This window comes from Kaistella flava (ex Peng et al. 2021) (assembly GCF_015191005.1).
In the GTDB taxonomy this organism is placed as follows: Bacteria; Bacteroidota; Bacteroidia; order Flavobacteriales; family Weeksellaceae; genus Kaistella; species Kaistella flava.
In genome coordinates this window covers 1642933-1657231 of record NZ_CP040442.1, presented here as the reverse complement: position 1 = coordinate 1657231, position 14299 = coordinate 1642933, and the positions used below count along the sequence as shown (strand labels likewise).

The window sequence follows — 14299 nt, the reverse complement described above, 5'->3', positions numbered from 1 at the left end:
TTTAATCGAAGATCTTTATTAATGTGAAAATGGTTCAATCCTCAAACACCAACATTTGAATTTCACTGAGAGATTAGAGTTAGTATTCTACAATTAAAGATTTCTTTTATTATTATGCTTATGCTTTACCCATTGCTAAACGAAGTGCCTTTGCGCCCGTAATTTTTACAGTAAGTTATATACTACTTTGCGTCTTTGTGTTAAAAATTCGTATTTTCAAACAGTTACTTTTTTAAGTAATTAAATCTAATTATAAAAAAAACCTGACAAAAAACTATCTTTACACCCGCAATGAAAAAAAATCGAAAATCCGCCGCCATAGGTTTCATTTTCATCACCTTACTAATTGATATTACAGGGTGGGGAATCGTGATTCCAGTAGTTCCGAAACTGATTCAGGAATTAGTTGGTACTACTGATTTAAGTGTCGCTTCCCGCTACGGAGGCTGGCTCAGTTTTGCGTATGCCGGAATGCAATTTATTTTCGCATCCGTTTTAGGAGGATTGAGTGATAAGTTTGGCAGACGACCGATTATCCTTTTTTCATTGTTAGGATTTTCAATGAACTTTTTCATTCAGGCAATTGCTCCAACCATCTTCTGGCTTTTTGTCGGAAGAATTTTATCAGGAGTTACAGGCGCGAGTATCACTACGGCAAGTGCTTATATCGCTGATATATCCAATGATGAAGACCGCGCCAAAAACTTCGGAATGATTGGTGCCGCTTTTGGTTTAGGATTTATTATCGGTCCGGTCATCGGTGGATTCCTTGGACAATACGGAGCAAGAGTTCCGTTCTACGCAGCCTCTGGTTTATGTTTAGTCAACTTTCTTTACGGTTGGTTTATTCTTCCCGAAAGTCTCGACAAAGAACACCGGCGACCTTTCAACTGGAAACGGGCAAATCCCATTGGTTCTTTATTGCAACTGAAAAAACATCCAGAAATATTAGGTTTAATTTCAACCTTAGTTCTCGTTTACATTGCCGGACATGCCGTACAAACCAACTGGACTTTCTTTACGATGTACAAATTCGGCTGGACAGAAAAAGTAGTTGGACTTTCATTGGGAGCAGTCGGTTTAATGGCAGCGTTAGTTCAGGGATATTTAATACGATTAATACAACCCAAACTCGGTAATGAAAGAACCATTGTTTATGGACTGGCACTTTATGCAGTTGGTTTAATTCTGTTCGCTTTCGCCAGTCAAAGTTGGATGATGTTTGCCTTTTTAATTCCTTATGGCTTAGGTGGAATTGCGGGACCTGCTTTACAATCTGTAATTTCATCACAAGTTCCAAAGAATGAACAGGGAGAATTACAAGGAGCTTTGGCAAGTTTAATTAGTTTTACTGCGATCATCGGTCCACCCTTAATGACGAATGTTTTTTATTATTTTACACACGATTCGGCACCATTTAAATTTCCGGGAGCACCCTTTTTCCTGGGATTTATTTTAATGGCAATCAGTGTTATATTGGTGAATAGGATCTTCCTGAGAAAAAAAAATCCGTAATTGAAATTTTAACCTCTTGAATTCCAATCAAATTTTAAGAATAATTTAATTTTAAAAATGAAAAACGATACCATAATCTTTTGTAATTTTACACCATGGAATTAAGTATAGGTGAAATGCTCATGATTGCCTTAGCAATCGTTGTCTTGTTTGGTCCAAATAAATTACCGCAGATTGCGCGCGATTTAGGACAGGGAGTACGCAAAATGCGTGGCGCCATGGAAGACGTGAAAACTGAAATCTTAAAAGAAACGGACAATCCTGTTTCTGAAATCAAAAGAGAAATTGATAAAGTAAAGCAAGCAGCAATGGATTTTAATCCAATGGCTGATCTTGACAAACAAGCTCTTGCCCAGCGGGAAGAACCCAAAGTCAATCTTTCTGAAAACGATTCTCACGAAGGACCAGTAAGCCGTTAAGATGCACGAGATTATTCAGGAAGATAGATCGATGTTTTTATTTCTCAATAATTTGGGAAGTCATTCTTTCGACCAATTCTGGATCATGATTTCTGCGACCTGGATATGGATTCCACTTTATATCATTTTTCTTTATCTTTTATTTAAAAACTATCAACTTCGAAATTTAGTTTTTATTCTCATATTTATTGCTTTAGGAGTTACCTTCTCCGATCAATTAGCGGGAATTTTCAAAACCGGAGTTGCACGTTTACGACCTTGTCACGATCCAACTTTAACAGGCTTAATGCGTGACGTAAAATGTGGCGGACAGTTTGGATTCTATTCCAGTCATGCTGCAAACACATTTTTTATCGCCACTTTTATGTCTTTGCTTCTTTATCGAAAATACCGATTGCTTCCTTATATTTTATTCATTTGGGCCATCATCGTTTCTTACAGCCGAATTTATTTGGGCGTCCATTTTCCACTTGATATTTTAATGGGTTCCTTAATGGGCTTTTTTGCCGGTGGTTTTTTTGCCACTCTAGCCTTAAAAGTAATCCACAAGCAGAACAACTCAAATTCAACAACGACCATTTCAGAGTAGATTTTTAACGAAAATAATATTTTCTAATATTTTTACACCACTCAATTTCCGAAGGACATCTTAATTCTCTTCACTCCTTAACCAAAACCTTAATGATTAAATTGTAATGGTCAATTGTCAACAGTTAAATGAAATTTAAGAAACTGTTTGTGTAAATTGTGTTATAATAAATTTCATTAATACACCACGCAATTTCCAAAGGACATCTTAACTCTCTTCACTCCTTAACCAAAATCTTAATGGTTAAATTTTAATTATCAATTCTCAAGTTCTCAAATCTTCAAACTCTCAAATTGTGAAATTTTTGAAACTCTTTGTACAATTTGTGTTTAAAGCATTTTCACTCTCTTATCAATTCGATTTCGTCAATCAAAATTTCCATTGAAAATACCACTCCTCCTATCTTTTTTATATCTTTGCTTCTATGTCAGAAAACAACGATAAAAGGCTTTTCCTCATCGATGCGTACGCGATGATTTTCCGTGGATATTATGCTTTAATAAGAAGTCCGCGTATCACAAGTACCGGGATTGATACCTCCGCTATTTTTGGTTTTACCAACTCTTTAATTGAATTAATTAGAAGAGAAAAACCTACGCATTTAGCCGTCGTTTTCGATGTCGGACAAGCCAGCGTTCGAACCGCTGATTTTGCCGAATACAAAGCCAACAGAAATGAAACTCCCGAAGCCATTAAACTGGCTATTCCGTATATTCATAGAATCTTAGAGGCGATGCACGTTCCCATAATTGGTCTGGAAGGTTATGAAGCCGATGATTTAATTGGAACTCTTTCTGTAAAGGCAGAAAAAGAAGGTTATCAAACTTTTATGGTGACGCCAGATAAAGATTTTGCACAATTGGTGACAGAGAACGTCAAGATTTATAAACCCGGTTTAAAAGGGGCTGAATTCGAAATTCTAGGCGTTGAAGAAGTTAAAGCAAAATACGAAATCGAAGATCCAAAACAGGTTATTGATTTCCTGGCCATGATGGGCGATGCTGTGGATAATATTCCTGGTCTTGAAGGAGTTGGTGAAAAAACCGCCAAGAAGTTTCTAAAAGAATACGGAAGTATTGAAAATCTTTTAGCAAACACGGCAGATTTAAAAGGAAAGTTAAAAGAGAAAGTAGAAAACTCAGCAGAACGTGGAATCCTTTCAAAAAAATTGGCCACTATTATTTGTGATGCACCGATTGAATTTCATCAGGAACAATATGATTTAGATACGCCTGATTTTGAAAAAGTAAAAGCAGTTTTTGATGAAATTGAATTTCGACGTTTATATGAAAACTTGTATCGTGCTTTTGCTCCCGCAAATGAAAATGTGAGTTCTAGTGTCAAACCATCACTTTCTAATCCTCAGCCTGCAAAGGGTGGAGTTCAATCGATGCAACTTGATTTGTTTGCCAACTTTGAAGAATTAGATCAAGCGACAACGACCAAAGAAACTGCTTTTGATAATGATCATTTGTATCAATACATCGATTCTCCGAAAGCGCAATATATGTTGGTTCGAAACTTAATGGCTCAGCAAGCCGTTTCTTTCGATACTGAAACCACATCATTAGATGAAATGGAAGCCGAACTAATCGGAATGAGTTTCTCCTACAAAAATGGCTTGGCGTATTATATTCCGCTGTCAGAAAATCGCGAGGAAGTTTTAGAAACGCTGGAAATTTTCCGTCCATTTTTTGAGAAGCAAGATGTTTTGAAAATTGGACACAATATAAAATTTGATTTCAAAGTTTTAAAACAATACGGAATTACCGTTGAAGGATTACTTTTCGACACCATGATTGCGCATTATTTACTCAATCCAGACGGTCGACACGTTATGGAATATCTTTCCGAAATGTACCTGAATTACAAACCGATTTCCCTGGAATCATTGGTGGGTAAGAAAGGAAAAAATCAAGAAAGTTTACGCTCCGTTTCTTTACAGGAACAAACTGAATATTCCAGTGAAGATGCCGATTTGGCTTTCCGTCTTTATCAGGTTTTTGCTCCACAATTAAAAAAAGAAAATCTTGAGAATTTATTTTTTAAAGTCGAAATGCCTTTAATGAAAGTTCTTGCCAAAATGGAACTGGAAGGAATTGCGCTCGATAAAAAATGGTTGGAACAGGAAAGTATTGATTTAGAAAACGATTTACGTCAACTGGAGAAAACGATTTTTGAATTTTCAGGCGAAGAATTTAATATGAATTCTCCGAAACAATTGGGCGAAGTTTTATTTGAAAAAATGCAACTTGATCCAAAAGCGAAGAAAACAAAATCTGGTCAGTACGCAACTTCCGAAGATATTTTACAAAAATTATCTTCAAAGCATGAAATTATTAAACATATTCTGGAATACAGAACGTATCAGAAATTAAAATCCACTTACGTCGATGCCTTGCCTTTACAGATTGATAAAGACGATCATCGCGTTCATACCAATTTTTCACAAACAACGGCTGCAACAGGACGTTTAGCAAGTATAAATCCAAACTTGCAGAATATCCCAATCCGGACTTTACGTGGACAACAAATTCGTGGAGCATTTGTCGCTAATCCTGGAAATAAATTAATTGCGGCAGATTATTCTCAAATTGAATTGCGTTTAATTGCAGCAATTTCTGAAGAAGAGAATATGATTAAAGCCTTTCAAGATGGTGAAGATATTCACGCTTCCACGGCTTCGAAATTATTTAATATTCCTTTAGAAGAAGTTACGAAAACCCAGCGTTCACAAGCAAAAACAGTGAACTTCGGAATTTTGTATGGTCAAGGTGCTTTTGCTTTAGCCGAACAAACCGGACTTTCCAGAAAAGAAGCCAAGGAAATGATCGAATCTTATTTCGAAACTTATCCGAATTTGAAAAAATACATGGCCAATCAGGTCGTGAAAGCGCAGGAAATGGGTTATGTAGAAACGATATTGCATCGTAAGAGACATTTAAAAGATATTAATTCTGCGAACTTTGTGGTAAAAGCACACGCTGAAAGAAATGCTGTTAATGCTCCAATTCAGGGAAGTGCTGCTGATGTGATAAAGTTAGCAATGATTAAAATTGATGAGCAACTCACCGAACAGAATTTAAAAACGAAAATGCTTTTGCAGGTTCATGATGAACTTGTTTTCGAAGCGCCTGAAGAAGAATTAGAAACCGTAACTGCTTTAATTAAAAAAGAAATGGAATCGGCTTACGAAACCACCGTTCCTTTATTAGTCGAAGTTGGAGTCGGAGATAACTGGTTGGAAGCGCATTAAGATTTACACTTTGTCAAAGTTAAAATCTTTGACAAAGTTTTTTAAATAAAGTTTAATTTAAAATTTTACTTATGAAAACAGTGGTATTTTATGAGCATGCAGACGCACCAATGGAAAAGTTTATGGAAGTTTTTCCGAGGCATCAAGTAGTAGAAGATCAATTTTTAAAAACGGGAAAAATTTTGGGTACCGGGGCATTTTCAATTCCAGGAGAAGGAGCAATGGCCATTTTTTCCGACCGAGTTACAGCAGAAGAATTTGTGAAGCAAGATCCCTTTGTTTTGGAAGGTTTAATCGCAAAAGTAACCATCAAAGATTGGAACGACGAAATTCTGTAGAAGGGGTATTGGTCGTTCATTTATTTTCTGAGAAATTAAAGATAGCGTTCCTCCGGAACGCATATTTAAAATCGGTAAATTGTTGAATACAGAGATAAGATTCCTCTGGAATTTATAATAATTATTATATGAAATTTCTAATCATCATTCCCACGCACAACGAAGAGAAGAATGTTCTTTTCACTTTGAAATCTTTGCAACAACAGATTTTTCAGGATTTTTTCTGCGTCATTGTTAATGATGGTTCTACGGATAAAACGCAGCAAATTATTGAAGATTTTATTAAAGAAAATTCAAAATTTAAAATTCAGAATTTAGAATTATCACAGCATGAACCTGGCGCAAAAGTAGTTCGAACTTTTAATAAAGGATTGGAATCTGTAGATTTAATCGACTTTGATATCATTTGTAAATTCGATGCAGATATTGTTTTTCCGTCGGATTATTTAATGAAAGTCAATCAAGTTTATGAAACGCAACCAAAAGCCGGAATGGTTTCCGGGATTGTCAAAATCAATAAAACAATTTTTGAAAATGCTTTGGTGTACGATTTTAAAGACGAAAAGAACCGATGGAAATTTGAAAATTTATCCTCTAAAAACCATATTCGTGGACCTATAAAATCCTACCGTAAAGAATGTTTTCAGGCTATGAATGGTTTGCGCCCGGTTTTAGGTTGGGATAATATTGATGTGATGTTGGCCAAGAAAAATGGTTGGGAAACCATCACGATTAAAGATTTGTGGGTGAAACATTTAAGACCGACTGCTTATCAATATAAAAATCAGAAAGCCGAAAAACTCGGTGAATACTTTTATAATATCGGTTTGAATTTACCATTAACAATCATTTCCTCCGGAAAATCATCATTTAAAAATAAGTCATTTTCAGAATTCTTCACCACGATGAAATCTTTTTTAAAACAAAAACGAGAACGGTCATTATCAAAAGAAGAAATAAAATATATCAGAAATCTACGCTGGCAACAGATGTTCAATAGAAAATAATTTTTATGCTAAAAACAATATTTTTCTTTTTGTTGTCTACTCAATTATTCTGTGGGCAAATCATCAGAGATACAATCCTTGGAAACCCAAAATTTGTTAAAGAAACTGTTGTTTTTTTAACAGAAATAGAATCATATAAGTTTCTTTCTACCGACGGTGATTATGGCCATGCAACAATTATGACGCCTGAAAATTTACGGAAAAGTATGCGTGATAGTTGGTTTGGAAGTGCATTTTGCAGGTACATCAATAACGAAACGTATTTCGATAAGAATAGAAACATTAGCAATGAAAAGTGGTTTTATAAATCGGGAAAATTGGTGGGAGATTACAGATATTCTTACGATCGTTTTAATAGACTGGTTTTTAAATCTGATAGTTCCGACTATGCTACGATAAAATCAAAAATGTTTTATCAATCATGTGATTCAAACCCGATATTCAAGGAAACTATTCGATATAAAAAAGATGGAACCTTGCAGAAGCGCGGTGGATTTTTAGATACCTTTCCAGAAAAACAAATTAGTGAGTATGACGTCGTAAATAAAGTAGAAAATGTTTATTTAGTTACTAATAAAAAAAATAAGATTGTTAGTGATGAGGGCGCATATCAAGAGATAAGAGATTCTATTTTTAATAGGTATTTAATCATGCAACGGTATTATAATGATCGATGGCAAATAAGTAAATCTGTAAAGTTCTACACTGATTACAAGAATGCTACAAGAAAAAGTAAGGAATTCTACACGTACGAATATGATGAACTTAATAGGAAGATTAAAGAAAGTAAATATGAAAATGATCGACTGATAACTTCTTCATTGTACACATATAATCCTCAAGATTATTTAATTGCAAGAAAAACCTTTGTTAATGATAGGCTATTGTACAGTGAGAAATATAGTTATGAGAATAATTATATCGTAAAATTAGAGATAAAAGATAATTTTGGAAATGAGAGTAATCAAGATTTGAATAAAATAGTAACTTTCAAGTATAAGTTTGATAAACAAAAAAATTGGACGGAGATAACCAAGATCGTCGATGACAAAAACCTTTATGTATGGAAAAGAGAAATAGAGTATTATTAATTTTTATGTTGTGTTTCGGATTGATATCGGCACAGAAAAACGCAGATCTCATCATCACCAATGCGAAAATCTACACGGTCAATCAAAATTTTGATACGGTAGAATCGATGGCGATTTCAAAAGGAAAAATTATAGCCGTTGGAAAATCTGCTGATATTCTTAAAAATTACAAATCTTCCAAAGTTCAAGATTTACAGGGGAAAACTGTTTTCCCTGGATTGATCGATGCGCATTGTCATTTCACAGGTTATGCTACCGACAAGTGGAAATGCCAACTTTGGGGAACAAAATCTTGGGACGAGATTATTTCTAAGATTTCAGATTACGCCAAAACTGCTCCTAAGGAATGGATTTACGGACGTGGTTGGGATCAAAATGATTGGGCAATTAAAGAGTTTCCAAATAAAGAACAACTCGATCAATTATTTCCGAACCGTCCGGTTTATTTAAAAAGAATTGATGGGCATGCTGCGGTTGCCAATCAGAAAGCATTAGATATTGCCGGAGTGACAAAAGATTCAAAAATCTTGGGTGGAGAAATCGAAGTTAAGAATGGAAAATTGACTGGAATTTTAGTTGATAACGCAATGCTTTTGGTTGAAAAACATATTCCGGAAATTGAAGATAAAATGGCGATTCAGTATTTTTCTGAATTGCAGAAAGAATGTTTTTCTTACGGATTAACCTCGCTTCATGATTGCGGAATTACAGAAAGAACTTTGGGACTTTTAGAAAAAGCACAATCACAGAATACTTTGCAAATGAAGATTTTCGCTTTGATGGAAGACAATCCTGACTATTACGACCGTTGGATTAAAAAGGGAAGATATACCAATAAAAATATAACTGTTGGTGGATTTAAAGTGTATTCTGATGGAGCATTAGGTTCCAGAGGTGCTAATTTAAGACATGATTATTCGGATAAGAAAGATTGGAGAGGATTTTTATTAAGTGAAAGAACGCATTTCGAAAACCTAGCGAAGAAATTGAAAAATAGTAATTTGCAAATGGCAACTCACGCCATCGGAGATTCTGCAAACAGAACGATTCTTCAAATTTATGGTGATGTTTTAGGCGGTAAAAATGACCGAAGATGGAGAATTGAACACGCCCAAATTGTTGATAAAAACGATTTCGATTTGTTTGGAAAATATTCAATTATTCCTTCTGTTCAGCCGACTCACGCAACTTCCGATATGTATTGGGCAGAAGATCGGTTAGGAAAAGAACGTTTGAAATATTCTTATGCTTACGAAGATTTATTAAAGCAAAATGGTTGGCTTCCTTTGGGAACTGACTTTCCAGTCGAAGAAATTAGTCCATTAAAAACGTTCTATTCTGCTGTGGCAAGAAAGGATTCAAAACATTATCCTGAAAACGGATTTCAAAAAGAAAATGCTTTAACAAGAGAACAGGCAATTCGTGGAATGACGATTTGGGCAGCCAAAGCCGCTTTCCAGGAAAATGAAATCGGAAGTTTAGAACCAGGAAAATCAGCGGATTTTATAATTGTTGACCAAGATTTGATGACGGTTCCGGAAGTTAAAATTTTAGATACTAAAGTTTTAGAAACTTATAGCAACGGAAAGAAAGTTTTCTAACTAAACCTTAATTTAATCTTGAAAAAAATAGCTTACATAGAACTCGATACTCATGCAGAAATTGCAGGAAGTTTCATGGCGTTAATGAACGGTTCCAAAGCGTTTGAGGTCGATTATTACTTTTCTGAAAGGATTATAAAGCAAATCGGGAAACATCATTCGAACATTCATTTAAGTGAAAGTACGGAACTTTTGGATCAATTGGAGCAGAACTATGATTTGATTATCATAGGAACGGTGCATCGTTATTTTAATTTATTTAATGAAATTGCGGAGAAATATAATACTTCCGTTATTGTTCATAATTTAAATTTTACAAGGACTTCTAGGTTTCAATTATTTCAAAATATCTTTAAAAAAGACTTTAAATACCGATTGAAATTATGGTTAAAAGAAGATCTACTTTCAGCTCCCGAAGTTTTTAGAAAGGCAAAAAATCTTTTGGTTTTGGATCAAAGTTTAGGGCGAGATCATTTTCAGTATTTACCAGTGTTCTTTAATGAATATCAAGTCAATAATAACTCTGAAATTTTCACGATTGTGATTCCGGGAGCGGTTTCGCAGCAAAGAAGAGATTATAAAAAAGTGCTTCAAGAATTGACGAATCTAAATCAACTTGATTCGAAAAGGTTGATTCAAATTATTTTTCTCGGAAAAGCCCATGGCAAAGAACTTCGCTGGTTACAGAGTTTTGAAAAAGAAAAATCCGCAAATATTTCGATTCAATATTTTACTGAAAAAGTTCCTCAAAATATTTTCGATGAATGGATGAATAAAGCCAACGTTATATGGTGTCCAATTCAAAGTGAAACCGAATTCTTTAGCAATAAAGAAATCTATGGGAAAACCAAAATGAGTGGAAATATCGGCGATGCTATTAAGTATGGAAAAGTGGCTTTCTTTCCGGAGAATTATCCATCTGATTTTGAATTTATTATGAATGAAAAAGCAAATTTATCACAAGAAATTTTCGGGTTTAAATCAGAGAACTCTTATGATTTCCAAAAGGAATTTAGAAAAAATGCAATTTCAACTGAGCTTGAAAATACTTTAAAATCGTTACTCTAAATTCTTAGAATTTAAAGATGCTTTTAAAGAACTTTTTATTCAGATAATCTTCAAGTGGGAAGATCTTCATTACATGATTAGCTCCAAAAATTACGATTAAAACAAAGGCTGGTTTGTACAAGAGATTGAACAAATTGCTTTTTGTTACCGGGAATATAATAGCCAAAGTTATCGCTAAAGTGCAGATGATAAAAACGTACATCATCTCGATGGTCAATGGGAAAACTTTAAATTTAACATAATTAAAATAAATTTTAATCATATTAAATAAGCTCAGTGAAATCGCCGTTGCCATTGCAATTCCAATAATACCAAATTCTGTTTTTGTTAGGAAAAGATAGTTCAATACAATCGTTGTAATCGCTAGAAATAGCATCACCACAATATTGAAGCGGTAATGTTTTGAGAGCGAAATAATATGTCCGTTGAATCCAGTGGCTAAATCAAATAACATTGCGAATCCTAAAATCCAGACAACGGGTTCGGCTTGACGCAATTGTTCGCCGTTTTTGATGAAATTACTTAAATAAGGAAATCCAACTAATATGCACGAAAATAGAACTGCGCCTAGAAAGAATAAAGTCAAAGAAGTTTTTTTGTGGAAACGGTCCAGTTCTTCGAATTCCCCTTCAGCAATGGTTTTATTAATAATCGGAGCGGATATATTAAACAGTCCCATTTGTGGAATTAGGATAAAAGAGAGAATGGATAAAATAATACTGTAAACTCCATTTTCTTCAAAATTTAAGAATTCACCAATCATGAAATTATCGACACGGAAGGCGATATAATTTCCGATGTTTCCTAGAAAACCGTAGAAGCTGTAGTTCAGAATTTCTTTCCAAAGGTTGTCTTTCCGTACATAATCCGTACTGAAATCAGGTGTGATTTTTTCCAGTTTATTGGCGTAGAAAAAATATCCTACCAACGATAATAGAAACATTCCAAGGAAAAATCCGTACGATCCTTTTTCAGAAACGCCCAAAAAGAAAAATAAAGTAAAGGCTCCTAAATTGGCGATTTTTGGAAATAGATTTTCAAAAATATTAGGAACAACAATTCTTTTGAAATTGGTAATATATTTATTGAAAACAGCAGACAAGGCCATTACCAAAATAAGTGGAAGAATTAAAAGTTTCATTTTCCACAACTGTAAACTTTGGAATTGTGGGAACAATAAAAAGAAAGCGAAAAATAGGATGGAAAAAATGACAAAATTCAGCAGAATTCCAGTTAAAGAAAGAGATAATAGATTTTGATGTTTACCATCTTTTTTGGTCTGATGAAAAAACTTAACGGTAGAGAAAGAAAGTCCAAAAACTACGATTGGTAAAAGCATTTCTGCTGTTGGCATAATGTAGCGCAACTTTCCGTAAAACTCCATGTCGTACGGGAAAATGAAAATCGCAGAAATAGTCCCGAGTAAAAAACCGAAATATCCGATTAAGGAATATTTAAAACCTTGACGTGCAACTACACTCATAGTTTATTGGTTTTAAGGGAGTTTTGGTTTTCTTTGAAAATGAAATTTCGCACCATATTTTTTAACGGTAAATAGTTTTTAAGTAAAATTCGTGAGTAATTTTCTAAATCATCAAAGTTGTTTTCAAATTCAAGAAAACAAAGATAGTAAAATATGTTAAATAAATGTTAAAATCATTACTAAGCAGTAAATGATTTGAAGGAGACAAGGTTTTGTTTTAAATTTATCAATTGAAGATGTGAGTTCTTAATAGCATTTATTGCAATAAAATATCTTCGTTACTATAGCATGAAAAAAGTTCTTATTCTCCTCGGGTTTAGTTTACTGACCTCTTGTAGTTCCCTTAAAAATAATCAACAAAAGCCTTTCGTTTGGGAGGGAGCCAACGTTTACTTTCTTTTAACCGATCGTTTTAAAAATGGTGATCCGTCGAATGATATTAATTTTAATCGAAAAGAAAAAGCCGCTGTTCTTCGTGGTTTTGAAGGTGGAGATTTAAGAGGAGTTATTCAAAAAATTGATGATAATTATTTTTCTGATTTAGGAATAAACGCCATTTGGATGACACCAGTTGTGGAGCAAATTCACGGCGTAACCAATGAAGGAACAGGTAATACTTATGGATTTCATGGTTATTGGACAAAAGACTGGACGGAACTGGATCCCAATTTTGGAACGAAGAAAGACCTTAAAGAATTGGTGGAGAAAGCGCATAAAAAAGGAATTCGAATTGTTTTGGATGCGGTGATTAATCACACTGGACCGGTGACGGAAACCGATGAAATATATCCTAATTCCTGGGTGAGAACTTCGCCAACCTGTACTTACAATAATTTTAAAAATACAACTGAATGTACTTTGGTTGCTAATCTTCCTGATGTTTTAACGGAGTCAAATCAGCCTGCAGAACTTCCACAAATGCTCGTTGATAAATGGAAAAAAGAAGGGAAGTATGAAACGGAAATGAAATCCTTGGATGCCTTTTTTGCCAGAACAGGCTATCCAAAAGCACCGAAATATTATATTATGAAATGGCTGGCAGATTATGTTCAGGAATACGGAATTGACGGTTATCGCGTTGACACCGTAAAACATACGAATGAAGATGTTTGGAAAGATTTCCAGAAGGTTTGCCAGGAATCATTTGATATTTATAAAAGAAAAAATCCTTCGAAAGTACTTGACAATAATTTGTTTTTTACGGTGGGAGAAGTTTACGGTTATGGGATTTCACAAAAGCAAGATTACGATTTCGGTGATAAAAAAGTGAATTATTATCAGAACGGCTTTAAGTCGCTCATCAATTTCGATTTTAAAGGAGATGCCAATAAATCTTATGAAGAGCTATTTTCGAATTATTCAAAACTGTTGCATTCTGATTTGAACGGCAAAACCGTGATGAACTATTTAACTTCGCATGATGACGGATCACCTTTTGACAAGGATAGAAAAAGAACTTATGAAGCTGGAACAAAATTATTATTAGCACCCGGGATTTCACAAGTTTATTATGGAGATGAATCTGCAAGAACTTTAACGATTGTTGGTACAGAAGGCGATGCAAATCTTCGGTCAAACATGAACTGGAATGATATTGCGATAAGTGCATCAACCAATAACCTGTTAAAACATTATCAAAAATTAGGGAAATTTAGAGCGAATCATCCAGCTGTCGGCGCAGGCGTTCATCAAATGATTTCGGAAACGCCTTATTATTTCTCCCGCGTCTTATCCCATGAAAATTACACCGATAAAGTGATCATTGGACTTGATATCAGTGGAAAACTGAAAGAAGTAAATGTGGAAGGAGTTTTTGCTGAAGGAAATCAATTGAAAGATTTTTCTTCTGGTGCATCGATGCCTGTTATAAATGGGAAAGTTTCTTTCTATTCTAATTCTCCAATTGTTTTGTTAGAAAAAATTAATTAAAAA

The 14299-nt window shown here is 34.3% G+C and carries 11 protein-coding genes; 10 read left to right on the top strand and 1 reads right to left on the bottom strand.

What is annotated here, in order from left to right:
• Positions 1-291: 291 nt before the first annotated feature.
• From Q73A0000_RS07585 to Q73A0000_RS07545, 9 genes are all read left to right on the top strand, one after another.
• Positions 292-1515: a TCR/Tet family MFS transporter gene (locus Q73A0000_RS07585; protein WP_193813450.1), complete on the top strand. Its 1224-nt coding sequence runs from the start codon at positions 292-294 to the stop codon at positions 1513-1515.
• 95 nt (positions 1516-1610) lie between these two features.
• A complete protein-coding gene (locus Q73A0000_RS07580; RefSeq protein ID WP_193813449.1) occupies positions 1611-1934 on the top strand; it encodes a twin-arginine translocase TatA/TatE family subunit in 324 nt (107 codons plus the stop codon).
• 1 nt (position 1935) lies between these two features.
• Positions 1936-2523, top strand: coding sequence for a phosphatase PAP2 family protein (locus Q73A0000_RS07575; protein ID WP_193813448.1), 588 nt, complete (start codon positions 1936-1938; stop codon positions 2521-2523).
• Positions 2524-2947: 424 nt separating this feature from the next.
• Positions 2948-5779, top strand: coding sequence for a DNA polymerase I (gene polA / locus Q73A0000_RS07570; RefSeq protein ID WP_193813447.1), 2832 nt, complete (start codon positions 2948-2950; stop codon positions 5777-5779).
• Positions 5780-5850: 71 nt separating this feature from the next.
• Positions 5851-6117 (top strand): YciI family protein, encoded by a 267-nt coding sequence (locus tag Q73A0000_RS07565; RefSeq protein ID WP_193813446.1) that lies wholly within the window; start codon positions 5851-5853, stop codon positions 6115-6117.
• Positions 6118-6245: 128 nt separating this feature from the next.
• Positions 6246-7124, top strand: coding sequence for a glycosyltransferase family 2 protein (locus Q73A0000_RS07560; protein WP_193813445.1), 879 nt, complete (start codon positions 6246-6248; stop codon positions 7122-7124).
• A gap of 5 nt (positions 7125-7129) precedes the next feature.
• Positions 7130-8215 carry a hypothetical protein gene (locus Q73A0000_RS07555; RefSeq protein WP_193813444.1) on the top strand — a complete coding sequence of 362 codons (1086 nt, stop codon included), beginning with the start codon at positions 7130-7132 and terminating at the stop codon, positions 8213-8215.
• Positions 8188-9816: an amidohydrolase gene (locus Q73A0000_RS07550; RefSeq protein WP_193813443.1), complete on the top strand. Its 1629-nt coding sequence runs from the start codon at positions 8188-8190 to the stop codon at positions 9814-9816. The genes Q73A0000_RS07555 and Q73A0000_RS07550 overlap by 28 nt, the downstream gene beginning before the upstream one ends.
• Positions 9817-9834: 18 nt before the next feature.
• Positions 9835-10884 carry a hypothetical protein gene (locus Q73A0000_RS07545; RefSeq protein ID WP_193813442.1) on the top strand — a complete coding sequence of 350 codons (1050 nt, stop codon included), beginning with the start codon at positions 9835-9837 and terminating at the stop codon, positions 10882-10884.
• 4 nt (positions 10885-10888) lie between these two features.
• On the opposite strand, the gene Q73A0000_RS07540 is transcribed toward Q73A0000_RS07545, so the two are convergent.
• A complete protein-coding gene (locus Q73A0000_RS07540; protein WP_193813441.1) occupies positions 10889-12367 on the bottom strand; it encodes a lipopolysaccharide biosynthesis protein in 1479 nt (492 codons plus the stop codon).
• 288 nt (positions 12368-12655) lie between these two features.
• On the opposite strand from Q73A0000_RS07540, the gene Q73A0000_RS07535 reads away from it, so the two are divergent.
• Positions 12656-14296, top strand: coding sequence for an alpha-amylase family glycosyl hydrolase (locus Q73A0000_RS07535; protein WP_193813440.1), 1641 nt, complete (start codon positions 12656-12658; stop codon positions 14294-14296).
• Positions 14297-14299: the final 3 nt, after the last annotated feature.

What these genes read in the sequence shown, in the direction of transcription:
- Q73A0000_RS07560 (WP_193813445.1), top strand. Translation starts at nt 6,246, where the DNA reads ATGAAATTTCTAATCATCATTCCCACGCACAACGAAGAGAAGAATGTT.
- polA (WP_193813447.1), top strand. Translation starts at nt 2,948, where the DNA reads ATGTCAGAAAACAACGATAAAAGGCTTTTCCTCATCGATGCGTACGCG.
- Q73A0000_RS07535 (WP_193813440.1), top strand. Translation starts at nt 12,656, where the DNA reads ATGAAAAAAGTTCTTATTCTCCTCGGGTTTAGTTTACTGACCTCTTGT.
- Q73A0000_RS07550 (WP_193813443.1), top strand. Translation starts at nt 8,188, where the DNA reads ATGGAAAAGAGAAATAGAGTATTATTAATTTTTATGTTGTGTTTCGGA.
- Q73A0000_RS07565 (WP_193813446.1), top strand. Translation starts at nt 5,851, where the DNA reads ATGAAAACAGTGGTATTTTATGAGCATGCAGACGCACCAATGGAAAAG.
- Q73A0000_RS07555 (WP_193813444.1), top strand. Translation starts at nt 7,130, where the DNA reads ATGCTAAAAACAATATTTTTCTTTTTGTTGTCTACTCAATTATTCTGT.
- Q73A0000_RS07575 (WP_193813448.1), top strand. Translation starts at nt 1,936, where the DNA reads ATGCACGAGATTATTCAGGAAGATAGATCGATGTTTTTATTTCTCAAT.
- Q73A0000_RS07540 (WP_193813441.1), bottom strand. Translation starts at nt 12,367, where the DNA reads ATGAGTGTAGTTGCACGTCAAGGTTTTAAATATTCCTTAATCGGATAT.
- Q73A0000_RS07580 (WP_193813449.1), top strand. Translation starts at nt 1,611, where the DNA reads ATGGAATTAAGTATAGGTGAAATGCTCATGATTGCCTTAGCAATCGTT.
- Q73A0000_RS07585 (WP_193813450.1), top strand. Translation starts at nt 292, where the DNA reads ATGAAAAAAAATCGAAAATCCGCCGCCATAGGTTTCATTTTCATCACC.